The organism is Bacillus sp. FSL M7-0003 (genome assembly GCF_038628485.1).
Lineage (GTDB): Bacteria > Bacillota > Bacilli > Bacillales > Bacillaceae > Bacillus > Bacillus safensis.
Map to the genome: position 1 here is coordinate 1,439,825 of NZ_CP152024.1, position 22,070 is coordinate 1,461,894.

The 22,070-nt window shown below is 40.3% G+C and carries 21 protein-coding genes; 20 read left to right on the plus strand and 1 reads right to left on the minus strand.

The features are described from left to right. Entirely contained in the window at positions 1-174 is a 174-nt protein-coding gene (gene rpmF / locus MHI23_RS07330; RefSeq protein ID WP_008354700.1) for a 50S ribosomal protein L32, read from the plus strand. A 138-nt stretch (positions 175-312) separates the two neighbouring features. Beyond that, on the plus strand, positions 313-852 hold the full coding sequence (gene gerR / locus MHI23_RS07335) for a sporulation-specific transcriptional regulator GerR (RefSeq protein ID WP_024424269.1): 540 nt from the start codon (positions 313-315) through the stop codon (positions 850-852). 45 nt (positions 853-897) lie between these two features. Here the strand turns inward: gerR and MHI23_RS07340 are convergent, their stop codons facing one another. Continuing rightward, the gene (locus MHI23_RS07340; RefSeq protein WP_007499784.1) at positions 898-1,377 is read right to left on the minus strand and encodes an N-acetyltransferase; all 480 of its coding nucleotides are present in this window, start codon (positions 1,375-1,377) and stop codon (positions 898-900) included. 210 nt (positions 1,378-1,587) lie between these two features. On the opposite strand from MHI23_RS07340, the gene MHI23_RS07345 reads away from it, so the two are divergent. The 18 genes from MHI23_RS07345 (at position 1,588) to ftsA (ending at position 22,056) form a co-directional block, all read left to right on the plus strand. Further along, positions 1,588-2,487, plus strand: coding sequence for a 2-dehydropantoate 2-reductase (locus MHI23_RS07345; RefSeq protein WP_342492406.1), 900 nt, complete (start codon positions 1,588-1,590; stop codon positions 2,485-2,487). A 65-nt stretch (positions 2,488-2,552) separates the two neighbouring features. Next, a complete protein-coding gene (bshC, locus tag MHI23_RS07350; RefSeq protein WP_342492407.1) occupies positions 2,553-4,172 on the plus strand; it encodes a bacillithiol biosynthesis cysteine-adding enzyme BshC in 1,620 nt (539 codons plus the stop codon). Between the two features lie 128 nt (positions 4,173-4,300). Then, on the plus strand, positions 4,301-4,732 hold the full coding sequence (gene mraZ / locus MHI23_RS07355; protein WP_003211163.1) for a division/cell wall cluster transcriptional repressor MraZ: 432 nt from the start codon (positions 4,301-4,303) through the stop codon (positions 4,730-4,732). 66 nt (positions 4,733-4,798) lie between these two features. After that, the gene (gene rsmH / locus MHI23_RS07360) at positions 4,799-5,731 is read left to right on the plus strand and encodes a 16S rRNA (cytosine(1402)-N(4))-methyltransferase RsmH (protein WP_024426925.1); all 933 of its coding nucleotides are present in this window, start codon (positions 4,799-4,801) and stop codon (positions 5,729-5,731) included. 37 nt (positions 5,732-5,768) lie between these two features. Next, entirely contained in the window at positions 5,769-6,116 is a 348-nt protein-coding gene (gene ftsL / locus MHI23_RS07365; RefSeq protein WP_024424265.1) for a cell division protein FtsL, read from the plus strand. Positions 6,117-6,123: 7 nt separating this feature from the next. Continuing rightward, complete coding sequence (locus MHI23_RS07370; RefSeq protein ID WP_342492467.1) at positions 6,124-8,274, plus strand: penicillin-binding protein; 2,151 nt, start codon at positions 6,124-6,126, stop codon at positions 8,272-8,274. 128 nt (positions 8,275-8,402) lie between these two features. Further along, a complete protein-coding gene (locus tag MHI23_RS07375; protein WP_034623693.1) occupies positions 8,403-10,322 on the plus strand; it encodes a stage V sporulation protein D in 1,920 nt (639 codons plus the stop codon). Positions 10,323-10,533: 211 nt separating this feature from the next. Next, positions 10,534-12,009 carry a UDP-N-acetylmuramoyl-L-alanyl-D-glutamate--2,6-diaminopimelate ligase gene (locus MHI23_RS07380; protein ID WP_342492408.1) on the plus strand — a complete coding sequence of 492 codons (1,476 nt, stop codon included), beginning with the start codon at positions 10,534-10,536 and terminating at the stop codon, positions 12,007-12,009. A 135-nt stretch (positions 12,010-12,144) separates the two neighbouring features. After that, on the plus strand, positions 12,145-13,119 hold the full coding sequence (gene mraY, locus MHI23_RS07385) for a phospho-N-acetylmuramoyl-pentapeptide-transferase (protein WP_003211854.1): 975 nt from the start codon (positions 12,145-12,147) through the stop codon (positions 13,117-13,119). Next, positions 13,120-14,475, plus strand: coding sequence for a UDP-N-acetylmuramoyl-L-alanine--D-glutamate ligase (gene murD / locus MHI23_RS07390; RefSeq protein WP_024426928.1), 1,356 nt, complete (start codon positions 13,120-13,122; stop codon positions 14,473-14,475). A 59-nt stretch (positions 14,476-14,534) separates the two neighbouring features. Then, positions 14,535-15,635: a stage V sporulation protein E gene (gene spoVE / locus MHI23_RS07395; protein ID WP_024424259.1), complete on the plus strand. Its 1,101-nt coding sequence runs from the start codon at positions 14,535-14,537 to the stop codon at positions 15,633-15,635. 196 nt (positions 15,636-15,831) lie between these two features. Next, on the plus strand, positions 15,832-16,926 hold the full coding sequence (murG, locus tag MHI23_RS07400; protein ID WP_034623688.1) for an undecaprenyldiphospho-muramoylpentapeptide beta-N-acetylglucosaminyltransferase: 1,095 nt from the start codon (positions 15,832-15,834) through the stop codon (positions 16,924-16,926). Positions 16,927-16,957: 31 nt separating this feature from the next. Then, a complete protein-coding gene (murB, locus tag MHI23_RS07405) occupies positions 16,958-17,869 on the plus strand; it encodes a UDP-N-acetylmuramate dehydrogenase (RefSeq protein ID WP_034623687.1) in 912 nt (303 codons plus the stop codon). 125 nt (positions 17,870-17,994) lie between these two features. Next, a complete protein-coding gene (locus MHI23_RS07410; RefSeq protein ID WP_024424256.1) occupies positions 17,995-18,774 on the plus strand; it encodes a cell division protein FtsQ/DivIB in 780 nt (259 codons plus the stop codon). Next, positions 18,771-19,460 (plus strand): DUF881 domain-containing protein, encoded by a 690-nt coding sequence (locus MHI23_RS07415; protein ID WP_025092542.1) that lies wholly within the window; start codon positions 18,771-18,773, stop codon positions 19,458-19,460. Before MHI23_RS07410 ends, MHI23_RS07415 begins: the two co-directional genes overlap by 4 nt. Positions 19,461-19,480: 20 nt before the next feature. Then, on the plus strand, positions 19,481-20,206 hold the full coding sequence (locus MHI23_RS07420) for a DUF881 domain-containing protein (protein ID WP_024424254.1): 726 nt from the start codon (positions 19,481-19,483) through the stop codon (positions 20,204-20,206). Further along, positions 20,206-20,574, plus strand: coding sequence for a small basic family protein (locus MHI23_RS07425; protein ID WP_003210988.1), 369 nt, complete (start codon positions 20,206-20,208; stop codon positions 20,572-20,574). Before MHI23_RS07420 ends, MHI23_RS07425 begins: the two co-directional genes overlap by 1 nt. A gap of 159 nt (positions 20,575-20,733) precedes the next feature. Next, positions 20,734-22,056, plus strand: a complete 1,323-nt coding sequence (ftsA, locus tag MHI23_RS07430; protein WP_024424253.1) for a cell division protein FtsA — start codon at positions 20,734-20,736, stop codon at positions 22,054-22,056. Positions 22,057-22,070: the final 14 nt, after the last annotated feature.

A 22,070-nucleotide genomic window follows, 5' to 3' on the forward strand; every position in this document is an offset into this window, starting at 1 on the left:
ATGGCTGTACCTTTTAGAAGAACTTCTAAAATGAAAAAAAGATTGCGTCGTACGCATTTCAAACTACAAGTACCTGGTATGGTAGCTTGCCCAGAATGCGGTGAAATGAAAATTTCTCATCGTGTCTGCAAATCTTGCGGAACATACAAAGGCAAAGACGTAAAAAGCAACTAATGCTTGATAAAAAAGCGTAAGGGAATCTTCCCTTGCGTTTTTTTATTTGTCTATTTTTTAGGTTTCTCTCCTGCAAATAGTCTATCTACTCTAGTAAGCGCATATGATGTGGTATTCAGATTCAGGGGGGATGATCAATTGACGATTACAAGGCAGGACGCATGGACGCAAGATGAAGATTTACTTTTAGCAGAAGTCGTCTTAAGACACATTCGAGATGGAGGAACGCAGCTTTCCGCATTTGAAGAAGTCGGAAAAGCGTTGTCAAGAACGGCTGCAGCATGTGGATTCAGGTGGAATTCATACGTCAGAAAACAATATCAGGCAGGCATTGAGCTGGCGAAAAAACAGCGGAAAGAACTGCGTAAAAAGATTGGGATTCATTCCTCGGGTTTACCACAAAATACGTTAACGATAGAAGAAAAGGCAACTTCAGATCAGGCTGAATTGACCTTGCGAGAAGTGATTCAGTTCTTAGAGCAGCTTGAAAAAGAACCTGCTGGCTCTGCAGATTTACGCGAAGAACTAGCGGACACGCAGCATCAACTGAAGTCGCTCACTGAGGAAAATGAACACTTGAAGCGGCAATTAAAAATGACAGAAGAAGATTACCGGGCACTCATTGGGATTGTTGAAAGAGTCAAACAGAATATCAACTTAAAAGAATATGCTAAATAAGAAAACGCCCCTCACAGAGAAAGGAGGGGCGTTTTGCCATCAGTATTAAGCAGATTCACCTGTATTTTTTTGGATATGGGCAGGTTCCCAGATGAGTGGATTTTCCCCTTTGTCGCGTTCCATATCGTATTTGACCGCTTCAAAGCCCATTTTATCCCAAAAACCGGCAGATTTGACGCGAGGATTGGTCCGGATTGGCAATCCGAAAGATTTGGCGAAATCAACAAGTGCCTCGCCGTACCCTTTACGCTGATACCCAGGAAGCACTTCCAGCTTCCACAGCTCTAAATAATCATGATTGTGGTCAAAATACGTTGTCGTCGAGCCGTCCACTTGATAAAGGCTCATACGTGCAACCAGCTTATCTCCAAAATAAATCCCGTAAAATGGAGAATTGCTGTCATTTTCAATCATATTACTTTCAAGGTCTTCAAGCATGGATAGTTCTTGTATGCCATATTCTTTAAATTGTTTAAATTCCTCTAAAGTTTTGTAATTGATTAGAAGTCGTTTTACTTGTGTCATATGATCTTCCCCCTTACACACATAATGTCGACAGTGATGTCATTGAAGGCGTTTTCATCCCATCCGCCTTAAAAAGTTTTTACACTTATTATTATAGTTTTTAAATTAAAAAAATTCAATCACGGCGCGCTATCTGCTTTTTGCATCGCGGCTTGAAACTGTTAAAATGGTTGATATGATGAAGTAAACAGAAAAAGGGAAGTGCGGCAGTTGAATATTGGAATCATTGGCGGCGGTGCGATTGGTCTGCTTTGTGCCAGTTATTTATCACAGCATCATGACATCACTGTTTTGACAAGAAGAAAAGAACAAGCAGAGGAGATTCGAACATCAGGAATTAAGCGAACGGTAAAAGGAGAGACATTCCGGGCGTCTGCGGAGGCAAGGGCGGGGATTACAGGAGTATTTGATCTGCTGATTGTGACAGTGAAATATCACCATCTGCAAGAGGTGCTTGATGAACTATCAACATTACCTCGTCAGCGAATCTTATTTTTACAAAATGGCATGGCCCACTTATTAGATTTAGAAAACTGGGACACGTCGCATTCGATATATATAGGTGTCGTAGAGCACGGCGCCATGAAGGTATCAGACCATGCAGTGAACCATACAGGGATCGGTGTCATCAAGTGGGGAGCTTTTCATCCTGAGGATACAGATGATGTGAGAAATGCTTTGAATGAAACGCCGGTCCATTTTCAGATGATTTATACGGATGAATGGAAAAAAGTGCTTGAGGAAAAACTGCTAGTCAATGTATGCATTAACCCGCTCACGGCTTTATTGCATGTGAAAAATGGAGAATTGATCGCAAATCCTGCATATGAATACATGATGAAATGTGCATTTGAAGAAGCATTGTCCATTTTAGGTCTGGCTGAAGAAGAGCGTCTCTGGTCACACGTCGTTTCAATTTGTAAAAAAACGGCCGCCAATCAATCGTCAATGCTTCAAGATATCGTCAAAGGCCGTGAAACCGAAAGAAAAGCCATCGTTGGCTATCTTTTAAAAAAGGCTCAAGCTCAAGAGATTCTGGCGCCACATCTTACTTTCTTTAATCGAAGCTTGGAAGTATTGGAAAAAAAGCAAACAAAATCTTTTGAGTGAGCTCATTTACATGCTATACTTTTTTCGGGAAACTAACTATTTATTGAAGAAAGGAAGTTCTAAACATGCAATTGACTGAACTTTCCATCCGAAGTCAGAATTTATTCATACGTGATTATATAGAAGAAAAAAAAGAGATGACTGCTTTTTTTGATTATGATATACATTCTGAGCACACATGGAAAAAAAGATACGACGATCTCATGGAAATGAGCTTCCCGCGCGAGGCTTTAGCGGATTATATGAGCGCATACCACGCAAAGTTTGAATCGGCAGCGATGCGTCAGAACATTGAAAAGATCCGTGATGAACGGAGTGTCATGGTGGTTGGAGGACAGCAGGCAGGTCTACTTTCAGGACCGCTTTATACCATACATAAAATCATATCCATTATTCAGTTCGCAAAAGAAAAAGAAACAGCGCTTGGCGTTCCTGTGATTCCAGTCTTTTGGGTAGCAGGTGAGGATCATGACGTAGATGAAATTAATTTTGTCTACACATCCGGCGAAAAAGGTCCAGTCAAGCAAAAGCTGCCATTACATAACGGCAAAAAAACTGCGGCCAAAAGAACACCTCTGCATCAAGAAAAAACAGAAAAATGGCTCCGCGATGTGTTTTCAACGTATGAAGAATCTGCGTATACTAATGACTTGCTTGATCAGCTTCTTCGATGTTTACGCAAATCACAAACGTTTACGGATTTCTTTGAATGGATTGTATGCGACCTTTTTGAAGAAGATGGACTGCTTCTATTTAATTCAGGAGACTTAGGCGTCAAACCACTTGAGCGTACGTTATTCAAGCACATTGTCGAGACAAATGAAGCAGTCACGGCTCGTTTGAATGAAACGCAGGCTGCCATGAAACGAGCGGGATATCAGCCGATCATTGAAGCTGGTGACAATCAGGCAAACCTGTTTTACGAATATGATGAAGAGCGTTTCCTTATTGAAAAAGAAAACGGCCAGTTTTCTATATCAGAAGTGGGGCTTACGTGGACAAAAGAAGAGCTTTTGCAGGAAATTGAGGAGCACCCAGAACGGTTCAGCAACAATGTGGTGACGCGTCCCTTAATGCAGGAAACCCTTCTCCCAACACTTGCTTTTATGGCAGGACACGGTGAAATCAACTATTGGGGAGAACTGAAAGGAATCTTTGAGCATTTTGAATTAAAGATGGCACCCGTTCTTCCAAGACTGCACGTGACCATTCTTGAAAGGCACATCGATAAGAAGCTGCCGGTCAGAGAACTTTCTCTAGAAGAAGTGCTCACAAGCGGAGTAAAAGAAAAGAAAGAGGCTCACTTTGAGCAAAGCCTTCCAGACAGCTTTGTTCAAGCCGTTGATCAGGCGAAACGTGAATTAGCGAATGTTCATGGTGTATTGAGGCAAGAAGCACTGAAGGTTGAACCAAACTTCGAGCAGCTGCTAGATAAAAATGCCAAATTTATCGAAGACCAGCTTCAATTTGTTTATCAAAAGGTGGCGCAGCGTGTGGAAGAGAAGGAAGGATATATCCTTCGAGATTTTGAACGGATTGAAAACAGCTTAAAACCATTAGATGCCCCGCAAGAAAGAATTTGGAATATCATGTACTTTTTAAACAAATATGGTCCAGAATTCTTCAAAACGTTCAAAAATCTGCCATTTTCATTTCAAAACAAGCAGCAAATTGTCAAACTTTGAAATAAAGTTTTAATGAACCCTGACTAGTTCAGGGTTTTTTTTTATGTAGAAACAGTGTAAAATAAGTTTTGTGGAGAGAAGTGGTGGATAGTGGAGAGTAAGGGTGAGAAAGTGGGGCTCTGATTATCATGTTCATGGGTGAATACCAACATACGATTGATACAAAAGGGCGCATGATCATCCCTGCTAAATTTAGAGACGGTCTCGGAGAACAGTTTGTGCTGACGAGAGGGCTTGATCAATGTTTATTTGGCTACCCTATGAGTGAGTGGAAACTAATTGAAGAGAAACTCAAAGCACTGCCGCTAACGAAAAAAGATGCACGTGCGTTTACCCGGTTCTTCTTCTCCGGCGCAGTTGAATGTGATCTGGACAAGCAGGGGCGCATTAACATCGCATCAAACCTACTCCAATATGCAAAACTCGAAAAAGAATGTGTGGTCATCGGCGTTTCAAATCGAATTGAGTTGTGGAGTAAGTCGATCTGGGAACAATATACAGAAGAGCAAGAAGATTCTTTTGCTGAAATTGCTGAAAACATGATTGGGTTTGATATATAATAATCCCTTGTGCAGCAAGCTTTCTACACATTCATTTCTATTTGAAAAAGGTGGGACCATAACATCATGTTTCAACATGAGACAGTATTATTAAAAGAAACAGTTGACGGTTTAAACGTCAAAGAAGACGGTACATATGTAGACTGCACGCTGGGCGGAGCAGGTCATAGCTCATATTTACTATCTCAACTATCAGAAAAAGGTACATTGATTGGATTTGACCAAGACGATGCTGCACTGGATCATGCACGAGAGAAGCTCGCAGATTCAAAAGCGAACATTCTTTTCATAAAGAGCAACTTCCGATATTTAAAAGAACGTCTGAATGAACAAGGCATTACAAGCGTAGACGGTGTGATTTTTGACCTTGGGGTTTCATCTCCTCAGCTCGACACACCAGAGAGAGGTTTTAGTTATCACCATGATGCACCTCTTGACATGCGAATGGATCAAACAGCCGCATTGTCGGCAAAACAAGTGGTGAATGAATGGCCATTTGAAGATCTAGTTCGGATTTTCTACAAATATGGGGAAGAAAAATTCAGCAAGCAAATCGCACGCAAAATTGAAGAAGCTAGAAAAAAAGCACCAATTGAAACAACAGGTGAGCTTGTCGACATTATCAAAGAAGGAATTCCCGCACCTGCAAGACGAACTGGCGGACATCCAGCAAAAAGAGTGTTTCAAGCGATCCGAATTGCCGTCAATGATGAATTGAAAGTTTTTGAAGAAGCACTAGAACAAGCAATAGAGTTACTCAATCCGAAGGGGAGAATTTCTGTCATTACATTCCATTCACTTGAAGACCGGATTTGTAAAAGTACATTTAAAGAAATGTCTTCTCTTCCAGAACTTCCGCACGGACTACCAGTGATTCCAGAAGGACTTGAACCAAAGCTGAAGCTGATCACGAGAAAACCAATCGTTGCATCAGAACAAGAGCTGGAACATAACAACCGTGCCCGTTCAGCGAAGCTCCGAATTGCAGAAAAAAAGTAAAACGACACCATAGATGATGATAAAAAGGAGGTTTCTTATGAGTAATTTGGCTTACCAAAGAGAAGTGAAACAATATCAAACAGAGCAGCAAGGCCAATCGGTTGTTATTAAAAGAAGAGGTTCTATCACACTTGGTGAAAAAATCTTACTTGTTATGTTTGTCATGGCTCTTATGTGCAGCTCCATTCTCATCATTTCTAAAGCCTTTGCTGTCTATCACGCCAATATCGAGGTGCAGAAATTAGAGCAGCAAGTATCTTTAGAATCGAAGAAGATCACTGAGCTTCAAAAGGAAAAAGACTTGCTGAGTGAACCAGAGAGAGTCATTGATACTGCGAAAAAAGCTGGCTTAAGCATTTCGAAAGATGTTAAGAAGGTCGATTAAGATGGCGATGCCTAAAAAGAATAAAATGATGAACAGAGGCGCGGCAATTGCGAGTATTTGCTTCGCCCTGTTTTTCTTTATCATCCTTGCACGTTTTATTTATATTCAGATTACAGGAACGGTCGATGGCCAAGTGTTAGCCGCAAAGGCAAATGAACAATATCAATCGAAGAAAACACTTGAAGCGAAAAGAGGGTCTATTTTAGACCGAAATGGGAATGTGATTGCCGAGGATACGTCTGTCTATAAGCTCATTGCGATCATGAGCAAGAAAATGACGGTCGATCCAAAGCACCCGATGCATGTCGTCGACAAAGAAAAGACAGCAAAAGAGCTGTCAAAAGTCATTGATACGAGTGAAAGCGAAATTTTAAAGCGTCTGAATACAAAAGATGCGTTCCAAGTTGAGTTTGGTAAAGCTGGGAAAGACATCAGTTTTTCAACAAAAGAAAAAATTGAAAAGCTAAAGCTTCCAGGGATCGCATTTGAAAAAGACACGAAGCGATATTATCCAAACGGCATGTTTGCGTCGAATCTGATCGGTTATGCAAGATTAGATGAGGCAACGAAGGACATGTCAGGCGCGATGGGACTTGAGAAGGCGCTGAACAAATTTTTAAAAGAAAAAGACGGCTATGTGACATATAACAGTGACAGAAGCGGATGGGCTCTTCCAAATAGTAAAGAAGACATTGTCGCTCCGAAGGATGGAAAAAATGTCACACTGACCATTGATCAAAAAATCCAAGCGTTTCTTGAAGAAAGTATGACGCAGGTTGCCAAAAAATATAAACCGAAGAAAATCATTGCCACAGTCGTTGACCCAAAAACGGGAAAGGTGCTCGCGATGGGACAGCGGCCAAGCTTTAATTTAAATGAATTAGACATTACGAATTATAACAATGATGTCATTTCATATGCGTTTGAACCAGGTTCAACGATGAAAATCTTCACACTTGCTGCGGCAATCCAAGAAGGGGTCTACCAAGGCAATGATAAATATCAATCTGGTACTTATAAAGTAGGAGGCGGCCTTGTAAGAGACCACAACAATGGAAACGGCTGGGGGAAAATTGACTTTCATGAAGGGGTTCTCCGTTCGTCTAACGTAGCTTTTGCAAAGCTGGCAAAAGAAAAATTAGGCTTCACGCGCTACGAACAATATTTGCAGAAGTTCCATTTCTATGACAAAACAGGTATTGACTTACCGAACGAAGCGTCTAGTAAAATCAATTACAGATACGAATATGACAAAGCATCGACGGCTTACGGTCAAGCGTCTGCCATTACACCGATTCAACAAATCGAAGCAGCGACAGCGATAGCAAACGGCGGAACGATGATGAAGCCATATGTCATTGATCATATTACAGACCCGAACACAAACAAAACGATTTTACAGCACGAACCAACAGTAGCTGGAAAACCAATTTCCTCTGATACAGCAAAGCAAGTCCGTGACATTTTAGGTGAGGTGGTTTCCTCGAAGATTGGAACAGGCCAGCCTTACCAAATCAAAGGATTTGACGTTGCTGGGAAAACAGGAACAGGACAAATTGGCGGTGCCGGCGGTTATCTCAAAGGAAGAAACGATTACGTCTTTTCATTTATGGGAATGGCGCCAAAAGATGATCCGAAGCTGCTCGTTTATGTCGCTGTACAGCAGCCGCAGCTGTCTGATACAGAAACTGGCTCTGCCCCAGTTGCACAAATCTTTAACCCAGTCATGAAAAATAGTCTGCTATATTTAAATATTGCACCAACAAAAACAGACGATAAAAAATCAGGCGAACAAAAAGTGAAACAAGAAACAATGCCTTCATTCTTAGATTTAGAAGTGAAGCAGGCGGAAACAGAAGCCAAAAACAAAAACTTAACGCCTGTTGTCATCGGCGACGGCCTCTCCATTAAACGACAGTGGCCAAGTGCAGGCTCTGAATTCTCTGAAAGCCAGAAAGTTTTCTTGAAAACAGCAGGAAAAACGATAAAAATGCCTGATATGACAGGCTGGTCGAGACGGGAAGTCCTTCAATATGCATCCATTTCCGGTGTGCATATCGAAACAAAAGGACAAGGATATGCTGTCAAACAAAGTGTGAAAAATGGAGCGGAGATTTCAGATAAAGTCGTCACTGTGACATTTAAAAGCCCGAATTAACTGCAAAACCTAGCAAACCACTTGCTAGGTTTTTTCTTTTGCCGAGCGGTATAGACGAGACGTTCTACATAAGGACGGGCCTGCATATGATGGAAACAAGCCATATGTATGTAAGGAGTGAACCGGGCGTGCGAGTATCAAGTGTAACAGTGAGAAAACGATTGCTTTTCGTGCTGATGTTTGGGGTGATCATTTTTTTCATCATAGATACTAGATTAGGATATGTACAGTTTATTATGGGCGAGAAGCTCACAAGCTTAGCAAAAGATTCATGGAGCCGGAATCTCCCGTTCGAACCAGAAAGGGGAGATATTTTGGACCGAAATGGGGTAGAGCTTGCGACGAACAAAAGTGCCCCATCTATATTGGTCGTCCCGCGGCAAATTAAAGATCCCGCAGAAACAAGCAAAAAACTGGCGGCAGTACTGAATATGTCTGAAGAGAAAGCGTACAAGCACGTCACAAAGAAAACATCCATCGAACGAATTTCTCCAGAAGGCAGAAAAGTATCTCATGAAAAAGCAAAAGAAGTCAGAGAGCTTGATTTAGATGGCGTTTATGTTGCGGAAGACAGCATCAGACACTATCCGTTTGGCAGTTTTCTTTCTCATGTGCTGGGCTTCGCTGGAATTGATAATCAAGGGTTACTTGGACTGGAAGCCTATTATGATGATGACCTAAAAGGTGAAAAAGGCTCTGTCAAGTTCTATTCCGATGCAAAAGGGCAGAAAATGCCAGATGAAGCAGATGATTATACACCGCCTAAAGATGGTCTTGATATGAAGTTAACTGTCGATGCGAAGGTGCAAACCATTATAGAACGGGAATTAGACAATGCGCAGGCAAAATATAACCCAGATGGGATGATTGCAATTGCGATGAACCCGAAGAACGGTGAAGTGCTTGGGATGTCGAGCAGACCGGATTTTGATCCAGCGGATTATCAATCAGTTGACTCGAAAGTGTTTAACCGAAATCTACCGGTGTGGAGCACATATGAGCCAGGTTCAACGTTTAAAATTATTACGCTTGCAGCAGCACTAGAAGAGAAAAAAGTCAATTTAAAACGCGATCATTTTTTTGACAGCGGTTCTGTGACAGTTGATGGTGCAAGACTTAGGTGCTGGAAAAAAGGCGGCCACGGATCACAGTCATTTTTAGAAGTGGTTCAAAACTCCTGTAACCCCGGTTTTGTTGAACTAGGCGATCGTCTAGGAAAGGATAAATTATTTTCCTATATTAAAAATTTCGGATTTGGCCAAAAAACAGGAATCGATCTTCAAGGGGAAGGGCGAGGCATTTTGTTCCCGCTGGACCGGGTTGGCCCTGTAGAGCAGGCGACAACTGCCTTTGGTCAAGGTGTATCTGTTACGCCGATACAGCAAGTAGCTGCCGTAGCAGCTGCGGTAAATGGCGGAACACTTTACACGCCGTACATTGCAAAAGAATGGATAGATCCAATCACAAAAGAGGTAGTGAAAAAGCAATCACCGATTGCCAAAAAGAAAGTGATTTCAGCAGAAACATCCAAAGAAATCAGATATGCGCTTGAAAGTGTAGTCGCTCAAGGAACTGGCCGAAATGCATTTGTTGAAGGATATCGAGTTGGCGGAAAAACAGGGACAGCACAGAAGGTAAAAGACGGCAAGTACATGGAAAATAACCACATTGTGTCATTTATCGGATTTGCGCCTGCTGATGATCCGAGTATCGTTGTATATGTGGCGGTAGATAACCCGAAAGGCACTATTCAATTTGGCGGGACAGTTGCTGCACCAATTGTGGGTCATATTATGCGGGACAGCCTGCCTGAGATGGGTGTGAAAAAAAGAAAAGGACAAATTGAAAAGAAGTACCAGTGGCTGGACACAAAAACCATTGAAGTACCGAATCTTGTAGGGGGTTCTGTTTCAGACCTTGAATCCTTACTGATTAACCTGAAGATCGATGCTTCTGGAACTGGCAGTAAAGTGGTGAAGCAATCGCCTGCTGCCGGGACAAAAGTCAAAGAAGGCTCCACCATCAGATTATACTTAAACGATGAATAATAAAGAATGAACAGAGGGTAGCCGCACTCATTCGGCTGCCTCTTTTTGTTGAAAGAGAAGGTCTGTTTAAAAAAAAGAGCCCAAAGTGTGTTTTTTCCAAGAGAAACTTAAGGAATACGCTGGATGTATCCCTTTTTTTACGATAAAATATAGACTGTGTGTTTTTTTCACAAGACATGCACGTGAACGAATTTGAGAGGTTTGATATGAAATGAAATTACAAGAACTCCTTACATATTTTAAAAGTGAAAACAACGAACTAATAAACGAAAATCCTGATATCACTTCCATTGAAATGGATTCAAGAGAGGTGAAAAAAGGAAGCCTTTTTGTCTGTATAAAAGGCTATACAGTAGATGGACACGATTATGCTGAAAAAGCGGTGAAAAGCGGGGCTGCAGCGATTGTAGCAGAACACCCTCTTAACATATCAGATGTACCAGTCATTATTGTAAAACACTCTCAAAGAGCTCTTGCAAGAATAGCTGATGCGTTTTACGAGCAGCCAACTCATAAGCTGAATCTCATCGGGATCACAGGAACAAACGGAAAAACTTCGACAACACACATGATTGAACAAATGATGAGAAAAGCCGAAAAGAAAACTGGCTTAATCGGTACGATGTATATGAAGGTGAATGATGACATTCTCGATGTGAAAAACACCACACCTGAAAGTGTCACGCTTCAGAAAACTTTTAAACAGATGCTTGACCAAGATGTAGACACAGCCATTATGGAAGTATCATCACATGCACTGCATCTTGGCAGGGTACATGGATGTGATTATGATATTGCTGTTTTCACAAACCTTTCTCAGGACCATCTTGATTACCACAACACAATGGAAGAATATAAACATGCGAAAAGCTTGCTATTCTCACAGCTTGGCAGTGCCTTTCATCACGACAAGCCGAAGCATGCGATTTTAAATGCAGATGATGACGCTTCGAGTTATTATGAAAAAGTGACAGCTGCTGAAGTCATGACATATGGCTTAGAGCAAGAAGCAGATGTGATGGCAAAGAATATTAAAATCAAACCGAAGGGGACTCAATTTGATTTGATCACTCCAATTGGCACAAAAAATGTGACAGTTGCCCTCATCGGTAAGTTTAATGTGTACAACATCCTAGCAGCTGTATCAGTAGGGATCGTATCTGGCTTAACATTTGAAACGATTGTAAGTGCTATTGAAGAGCTGGAGGGAGTCAAAGGCCGATTTGAACTTGTGAACTTTGATCAAGATTTCCCTGTTATCGTCGATTACGCCCATACACCTGACAGCTTAGAAAATGTCCTTACAACGTGTAGAGAATTAACAGAGGGCAAAATTTTCTGTGTGATAGGCTGCGGCGGCGACCGTGATAAAACAAAGCGTCCTCAAATGGCCCAAATCGCTGTGAAGTATGCAGATGAACCTGTATTTACATCAGACAACCCAAGAAGCGAAGATCCTTCAGCTATTTTAAAGGATATGGAAAATGGGGTGCCAGACGCATATTATCATAGTTTTGTGAATCGCAAACAAGCCATCTTTTTTGCAATTGCCAATGCGAAAAAAGGCGATACAGTCTTAATAGCGGGTAAAGGTCATGAGACATATCAAATCGTCGGCGATCAAGTTTACGATTTTGATGATGCAAAGGTTGCTATGGAGGCTATTTTAGATCTAAACAAATCTTAAAATGATGAAAAGAGTGTAATGAAATGAAGCATTTTGTACAAAAACAACATACGAAGAACGCGAATGAATACCTTAATAATGAATGTGATTTTCTGATGGAAAACGGCTTTGGAAATTCGGAAGGAGTAAAGAACGATGCTTGAACAGGTGATATTGTTTACAATCATAATGGGATTTTTAATCAGTGTTCTTTTATCCCCGATTTTTATTCCGTTTTTAAGAAGGCTTAAATTTGGTCAAAGTATTAGAGAAGAAGGACCACAGTCTCACCAAAAGAAATCAGGTACTCCGACAATGGGCGGAATTATGATTATCTTTTCTATTACCATTACAACGATTGTGATGATCAACAAATTTTCTGAGATTAGTCCAGAAATGTTTTTATTGTTATTTGTCACGCTTGGCTACGGTCTATTAGGATTTTTAGATGATTATATTAAAGTAGCGATGAAACGAAACCTAGGTTTAACATCGAAACAGAAATTAATTGGTCAAATTGTGATCGCAGTGATTTTTTATGCAGTCTTCCATTATTATCAGTTTGCAACGACGATTCGCATTCCAGGAACAGATGTGAGCTTCGATTTAGGATGGGCTTACTTTATCCTTGTCGTTTTCATGCTTGTCGGAGGTTCTAATGCCGTGAACTTAACGGATGGACTGGATGGTCTATTATCTGGAACCGCGGCTATTGCCTTTGGAGCCTTTGCTATATTGGCTTGGAATCAATCACAGTACGATGTAGCGATCTTTTCAGTAGCTGTTGCTGGAGCCGTTCTTGGGTTTCTTGTGTTTAACGCGCATCCTGCAAAAGTATTTATGGGTGATACAGGGTCGCTTGCTTTAGGCGGAGCGATTGTAGCAATTGCGATTTTAACAAAGCTTGAAATTTTACTTGTCATTATTGGAGGAGTATTTGTTGTCGAAACGTTATCCGTTATTCTTCAAGTGATCTCCTTTAAAACAACTGGAAAAAGAATCTTTAAGATGAGTCCGCTTCACCACCACTATGAGTTAGTTGGCTGGTCTGAGTGGAGAGTAGTTGTCACCTTCTGGACAGCTGGTTTATTACTTGCTGTTTTAGGAATTTACATCGAGGTGTGGTTATAATTGAATAAGATGCAAATGTTAAAAAACGAACATGTACTAGTATTAGGTCTTGCAAAAAGCGGATATGCGGCAGCTTCAATTCTTCATGAGCATGGAGTAAATGTCATAGTAAATGACCAAAAGCCGTTTGAAGAAAATGAACCTGCTCAGCTTCTTTCTGAAAAGGGGATTGATGTCGTTTGCGGCAGCCATCCTCTTCGTATGTTCGATGATAAAGAAATTACGATTTTAATTAAAAATCCAGGAATTCCATATGAAAATGTGATGGTTCAAGAAGCGCTTCGCCGACGAATTCCAGTTTGGACGGAAATAGAATTAGCTTATCATTTAACCTCAGCTCCTTTTATTGGGATTACTGGATCAAATGGAAAAACCACTACCACGACTTTGATTTATGAAATGTTGAAACAAGACAGTCAAAAAACTTTAGTGGCAGGTAATATTGGCACAGTTGCCAGCGAAGTCGCTGCAAAGGCAGCTGGCGATGAGTGGATCGTAACTGAACTCTCTTCTTTTCAGTTAATGGGAACAGTTGATTTCAGACCTAAAATCAGCTTAATATTAAATATTTTTGATGCACATTTAGACTATCACCACACTCGTGATGAATATGAAAAAGCAAAGCAGAAAGTATACGCACATCAACTTGAAGATGACATAGCTGTTATTAACCTCGATGATCCATCAGTCGTAAAACTGGCTGAAGCTTCAAAAGCAAAAAAAGTGTTTTTCTCAGTGAAAGAGCAAGTAGAACATGGTGCGTATATTAAAAATGGTGCGATCTACTACATGAATGAACATATCATCGATTTAAAGGATGTTGTTCTTCCTGGTGAGCATAACCAAGAAAATATTTTGGCAGCTATTTGTGTTGTGAAAAATGCAGGCTGTTCAAATGAAGCAATCGCACACGTTCTCACGACATTTAGTGGAGTGAAGCATCGTCTGCAGTTTGTAGATACAATTCAAAGCAGAAAATTCTATAACGATAGTAAAGCCACCAATATACTGGCAACAAGTAAAGCATTGTCAGCTTTTAATCAGCCGACCATTTTACTAGCTGGCGGGCTTGATCGCGGCAATGAATTTGATGAATTGAAACCTTTTATGAAAAATGTAAAAGGAATTATCACATTTGGTGAGACGGCACCTAAGTTTGTGAAGCTTGGTGAAGAACTGGGAATACATCACGTAAAACATGTCGATAATGTTGAACAAGCAGTACCTGCGGCGTTTAACATTTCTGAAGAAGAAGACGTGATTTTATTATCCCCGGCTTGTGCAAGCTGGGATCAACATAAAACATTTGAAGAACGTGGAGACATGTTTGTAAACGCCGTGCATATGCTTAAATAAGGGCTTGTCTCTCGTATGACTGACAGCCCAAATGAAATTATGCTTGGGGTGTCGGTCTCTTGACGAATAAGAAAACTTCTCCGGACTTTTTGCTTGTTGTCATTACGTTACTTTTATTGACGATTGGTTTAATTATGGTGTACAGCGCTAGTGCTGTGTGGGCATCGTATAAATTTGATGATTCGTTTTATTTTGCAAAAAGACAGCTTTTGTTTGCCGGAATCGGAGTTATCGCGATGTTTTTCATTATGCGAGTCGATTATTGGACGTGGCGGACTTGGTCAAAGATATTGATTGCTGTTTGTTTTCTCCTTTTGCTGCTTGTACTTATTCCTGGTATCGGTATGGAGAGAAATGGATCAAGAAGCTGGATCGGTGTCGGTGCGTTTAGTATTCAGCCCTCTGAATTTATGAAGCTTGCGATGATTGCGTTTCTTGCAAAATTCTTATCTGAAAAACAAAAAAATATCACATCCTTTCGTAAAGGTTTCGCACCAGCATTAGGCATTGTGTTTTCTGCATTTGCCATCATCATGCTGCAGCCAGATTTGGGAACAGGGACGGTAATGGTTGGAACCTGTATTATTATGATATTTGTTTCAGGTGCGAGAATTGCTCACTTTATATTTCTCGGTCTTTTAGGGCTCAGCGGATTTGCTGCACTAGTCTTATCAGCGCCCTACCGCATAAAACGAATTACATCGTACTTAAATCCTTGGGAAGATCCACTAGGCAGTGGGTTTCAAATTATTCAATCCTTATACGCTGTTGGTCCAGGCGGTCTGTTCGGAATGGGTCTCGGTCAAAGTAGACAAAAATTCTTTTATTTACCTGAACCTCAAACAGACTTCATCTTTGCAATATTGTCTGAAGAGCTTGGCTTTATAGGAGGATCACTCATTTTGCTGCTCTTTAGTGTTCTATTATGGAGAGGCATACGAATAGCACTTGGAGCCCCAGACTTATATGGAAGTTTCCTAGCAGTTGGTATTATTTCAATGGTTGCCATTCAAGTGATGATTAATATCGCAGTTGTTACTGGACTTATCCCTGTGACAGGTATCACGCTCCCATTCCTAAGTTATGGCGGCTCATCACTGACATTAATGCTGATGGCAATTGGCGTACTCTTAAATGTAAGCAGGTACGCTAGATATTAGTGCTGCTAGTTCATGAAACCATGATGACATTTATTTTGCAAAAGTACAAAAAAATGATTTGAAGAGTAGAAATGACAGATTTTGTATTGGAAACATGTTTTTTGACTCTTCTTTACAGGTTTTAACGGAGCCCTGTTGTTTAAAACAGGGTTTATACTTTGTTCAGAGCAGAAAAAAATTGAGGGGAAATGGTATAATGCGTATAGTAATCAGTGGAGGCGGAACAGGCGGACATATTTATCCAGCCTTAGCTTTTATTAAAGAAGTGAAAAGACTGCATCCTGATGTAGAATTTTTATATATTGGTACTGAAAATGGACTTGAAAAGAAAATTGTAGAAAGAGAAAATATCCCTTTCAAGTCCATAGAAATTTCAGGTTTTAAAAGAAAGCTTTCCTTTGATAACGTAAAAACGGTGATGAGATTTCTAAAAGGCGTTCAAAAAAGCAAATCTTACTTAAAGGAATTTAAGCCAGATGCGGTCATTGGAACAGGTGGTTATGTGTGCGGCCCTGTCGTTTATGCAGCTTCTAAGCTGAAAATCCCGACCATTATTCACGAACAGAACAGCCTGCCGGGTATCACTAATAAGTTTCTAGCAAGATATGTTGATAAGGTAGCCATCTGCTTTGAAGAAGCAAAGGCACATTTTCCTTCTGAAAAGGTTGTATTTACGGGAAACCCTAGAGCCTCTGAAGTCGTCTCTATAAAAGAGGGGAAATCTCTGAAGGAGTTTGGACTGGATGAAACGAAAAAAACGGTTCTTATTTTTGGCGGAAGCCGGGGGGCTGCGCCAATTAATAGAGCAGTTATTGACATGCAAGATGGATTAAAGGCTAAGAACTATCAGCTTTTATATATCACGGGTGAGGTTCATTATGAAAAAGTGCTGAACGAACTAAAGGAAAAAGGTGCAGCACCTAATATGATCACAAAGCCTTTCTTGCATCAAATGCCGGAGTACTTGAAATCGATTGATGTGATTGTTGCAAGAGCCGGTGCCACAACGATTGCTGAAGTAACAGCCCTTGGAATTCCAACTATTTTTATTCCAAGCCCATACGTGACGGCAAATCACCAGGAAATCAATGCAAGATCACTAGAAAAGCATGACGCTGCAATCGTTTTAAGAGAATCAGAGCTTTCTGGAGAAAGCCTCCTTCATGCCATTGATGAAATTGCTGGTAATGAAGAAAAATTAAACGAAATGAGCCGTTTAACAAAAGAACTTGGAGTACCAGATGCGGCTGGACGTTTATATAATGTATTAAAAGAAATTACGACTACATGATGGAATGATATTAGGTAAGGCGGAGGGTAATATGGAGAACTTGAAGAATGAATTATTAGAAGCGCAAGTCGGTAAAGTGCTTGAAAATGAGCCGCTTGCAAATCATACGACAATGAAAATAGGCGGGCCGGCAGATCTATTGATCGTTCCTAAAGATATCGATTCAGTTAAAACGATCATGGATCAGATAAAAAAACACCACGCGGACTGGACGGTTATTGGAAGAGGGTCAAATTTACTCGTACTTGATAAAGGAATACGTGGCGTCGTCCTGAAGTTAGGCGCTGGACTTGATCACTTAACTGTAAATGATGAAGAAATTACAGTTGGCGGCGGCTACTCTGTTGTAAGGCTTGCAACGTCTCTTAGTAAGCAGGGTCTTTCAGGGCTGGAATTTGCAGCTGGTATCCCAGGGTCTATTGGCGGCGCTGTTTATATGAACGCAGGTGCGCACGGATCTGATATCAGTAAGATTCTTGTGAAAGCGAGAATCTTATTTGAAGATGGAAGCATCGAGTGGCTAACAAATGAACAGATGAACTTTAGCTATAGAACGTCTGTCCTTCAAAAGGAACGACCAGGCATTGTTCTCGAGGCCGTGTTTAAGCTCAAACAGGATGATCGCGAGAAAATCACAAAGAAAATGCAGCAAAATAAAGACTATCGCAAGGAAACACAGCCTTATAATCGACCATGTGCCGGAAGTATTTTTCGAAATCCGCTGCCTGAATATGCAGGACAGCTTGTAGAAAAAGCGAATTTAAAAGGGTACCAAATTGGCGGAGCAAGAATCTCTGATATGCATGGCAACTTTATTGTGAACGCTGGCGGGGCTACTGCTCAAGACGTGCTGGACTTAATCCAGTACATCCAAAAGAAAATTAAAGATGACTACAATGTAGAAATGCATACAGAAGTAGAAATTATCGGTGAAGCAAAATAAAAGCAAGTCTTATGAATGATGGCATCACAGGAAAACAAACGGCATGAAAGAATGCCGTTTGTTTTCTCATCAAAAGATGACCCAAAGGTGTGGACAAGCAGCTTTGAATGGGGTGAAGAATATATATGCGGCCTGATCATGAAAATGAAAAGATCGTCAATATAGAAGAACGAATTCCTAAAATTAAAGAACAAAGGAAGCAGAAAGCGAATCGGAGACTAATCTCTTTTATTCTACTGTTTTTTATCATGGTTTTAATCATTATTTATTTGCAGACACCAATCAGTAAAATTTCTTCTTTAACTATTACGGGTAATGAGCATGTCCCTACAAAACAGCTTGTGAAACTTTCCCAGATTAAAGAAGGCGAAACAGAGTTTTGGAATTTAAATAAAGATTTAACAGCAGATCATATTAAGCAAAACAAACTGATTAAAAGTGTCAGTATCAAAAAACATTTTCCAAATAAGGTTAGTATTGCTGTCAAAGAATATGCCAATATTGCGTATCTTCAAAAGGGAAATTTATACTATGAGCTTCTTGAAAATGGGACAGCATTACCAGAAGAAGTCACACCAAGTCATGCAGGACCTATTTTTGTTGATTGGGACAATAAAGAGAAGCTGAAGCAAACGGTTAGATCTTTAAATCAGCTGCCAGCCTCTATTCAGGAACTCATCTCAGAAATATATTATGTGCCAACAAGCTCAAACCAGTGGCTCGTTAAATTTTATATGAATGACGGGAACACCGTGATTGCATCAATTAAAACATTCGCTGATAAAATGAAAACCTATCCTGCCATTGTAAAAGAACTTTCGCCATCTGAAAAAGGCACAATCCATATGGAAGTCGCGACGTATTTTGAAGCGTTTAAATCTAAGAAAAAGGAAGATGAACGTTGAGAGGCAAAACAGTTATATTCTCAATTGTCATGCTTGTTCTTGGTTTTCTGATTTCTTTTTCATACCAATATACTAAGCAGCATCAGGCAGATGTCATTCGAACAGAGCAATGGAAAAAAGAATACTCCTTGAAAAGTCAGCTGACAAAGCAAGAAAAGGCGAATCAGAAACTTGAAAAAGAATTATATAGTCTTCAATCACAGGTTCAAGCCACTGAGTCCAATTTGAAAAATGAAAAAGAGCAGTATTTTAATGTATTGGAAGATGTTGAGAAATACAGGATGTTTACAGGAGAGATCGGTGTAAAAGGAAAAGGGGTACAAGTATCCCTTGAAGATGCATCTTATATCCCGAGTGGACAAAATGTCAATAATTACATTGTTCATGAGAGCCACATTTTTCATGTGATAAACGAACTGTTTATATCAGGCGCCTCTGCCGTATCTATTAATGGACAGAGAATTACACACCAATCATACATACATTGTAATGGCCCAGTTGTCACAGTTGACGGTGTTCAGCATCCAGCGCCATTTGTTATTTCTGCTATTGGTGATCCGGCTGTGTTAATACCTGCATTAAATATTGCAGGAGGAGTGGTCGATCAGCTGACAAGTGATCACATTTCGATGACGATTGAAAAAAAGGATATTCGTATGAATCCTCTTTTAAAACACAAAGATTAAAAGTGAAAAGGTGAGTGGTGTTGAGGAAAAAGAAGCCTTTACTTAGTTTGACAGCCTTAATGGTGATATTCGGCATCATGGTCTCCATCCAATTTAATTCATTGCAAAAGCCCAAAGTTCGTGATACTCGCGATGTGTGGGAGCTAAGAGAGGATTTATCTGCATCTAAAAGTAAAGAATTGGATTTGCTGAAAGAAATTGATAAATACGATGAAATGCTGAAAAAGTATGGTCATCAAGGAGATCAATCAAAAGAAGCTCAACTAACTAAAACATTAAAAGATTTAAAAGAAAAGGCTGGTTTTACAGAAGTGACAGGGGAGGGAATTGAAGTGGACATCTCTCAGCTCTTCTCCAAGGATCTGACCGGAGAAGAAGTGAAAAATATCCCGCCTGATCTTCTGAAAAAGCTAATCAACGAAGCCAATATGTATGGGGCAAAACATATTTCCATTAATGACCACCGTGTGATTAATACAAGTGTGATTCGAGATATTAATGGTACGACGAAAATGGATGGCTACAGCTTAGATGGTGATGAAGTGACCATCAAGATGATCAGCGACCAGGCCGACAAATTATACAGCCGTTTAAATGTATCAGATATTGGTGATTTGTTTGCTCAGGAAAATTTCGGCTTAAGTATTAGCCAGCCGAAGCAGCAAATTCAATTAAAAGCATATGACGGTGCAATTCAGTTAAACGAGTTGAAGCCTCTTGACGATGTAAAGGAGGGAAAATCTTAATGTGGCTTCCTGTACTTGGCTTAATCATAGGAGTTGCGATCGGTTTCTTAACAAATTTTACGATACCGAATGAGTATTCTAATTATCTTTCCCTCGCTGTACTTGCTGCGCTTGATACATTGATTGGTGGAATCAGAGCACATCTGCAAGGGGCATACGATGAACTAGTGTTTGTATCAGGCTTTTTCTTTAATATTATACTTGCAATAAGTTTAGCTTTTCTGGGCGTCCATCTTGGTGTAGACTTGTATTTAGTCGGAATGTTTGCTTTCGGCGTTAGATTGTTTCAAAATATAGCAGTTATTCGAAGAATTCTACTAACAAAATGGACAATTTCTAGAGAAAAAAAGAAAAAAAGTGAGTCATAAAAAAGGATATACATATGATGTAACGAATATTTTCAGTAATCCTAATAAAAAATGTTGATTTTTTAAGTTTTGTTACACACTTGTAAAAACACATTCATTGTATTGTTGTTCAGCAAATAATAGAATAGAAAGTATTGATATGTGAGGAGGTGCCATAGAATGAACAACAATGAAATTTACGTCAGCCTTGACATCGGTACATCCAATATAAAAGTCATCGTCGGAGAAATGGCGGATGATTCGCTTAACATTATAGGTGTTGGAAATGTCCCTTCAGAAGGGTTAAAAAAAGGATCGATTGTTGATATAGATGAGACAGTTCATTCTATTAGACAAGCATTTGAACAGGCTGAGAGAATGGTAGGTTTTCCTTTACAAAAGGCGATTGTCGGAATTAACGGAAACCACATTCATATTCAGAATACGAGCGGCGTGGTCGCAGTATCTAGTGAAAACAAAGAAATACATGCTGAAGATGTGAGACGTGTCTTAGATGCTGCACAGGTAGTATCTATTCCTCAAGAACATCTCGTCGTAGACGTCATCCCGAGACAATTTATCGTCGACGGAAGAGATGAGATCACTGATCCGAAAAAAATGCTTGGTGTTCGGCTAGAGGTGGATGGATCGTTAATTACAGGTTCTAAAACGATTCTACATAACTGGCTCCGATGTGTAGAAAGAGCTGGAATTGAAATTATGGATATTTGCTTGCAGCCGCTCGCATCGGGCTCAGCAGCATTATCGAAAGATGAAAAAAATCTAGGGGTAGCTCTCGTCGATATTGGCGGCGGATCTACAACGATTTCCGTATTTGAAAACGGGCATCTCTATTCTACTCACAGTATCCCTTTGGGCGGAGAGAACATTACAAAAGATTTGTCTATAGGACTTAGAACTTCTACTGAAGAAGCTGAACGAATTAAAAAACAATTTGGACATGCGTTTTATGATGAGGCATCGTCTGAAGAAACATTTGAAGTTTCTGTCATCGGTACCGATCAGAAACAGACGTATACACAGCTTGAAGCGGCTAATATCATCGAGGCTCGGCTGGAAGAAATCTTGCTCTTTGTGGCAGAGGAATTAAGAAATATGGGTGTCCATGATTTGCCTGGCGGATTCGTTCTAACAGGTGGACAGGCAGCTATACCAGGTATCCTTTCTCTTGCACAAACGGTCTTGCAAAACAATGTTAGAATTGCAAGTCCGAATTATATTGGGGTGAGAGAACCTCAGTATATGACAGGAGTGGGTCTGATCCACTTTGCTTATCGCAATGCAAAGATTCAGGGCAGACAAGTTGGATTCCAAATGCCGGATGAGGCGTTTCATGAAGTAGGCGCATCCATGGAGCCGGTTTCTTCTGCACCACAAGTGAAAGAAGCGCAGCCAAGACCGAAAGTAAAACAAAAAGCACAAGAAGAGACAAATAAAAAACCGGGCAAAATGAAAAAACTATTTAATATGTTCTGGGAATAGAATTAGATTTTCGA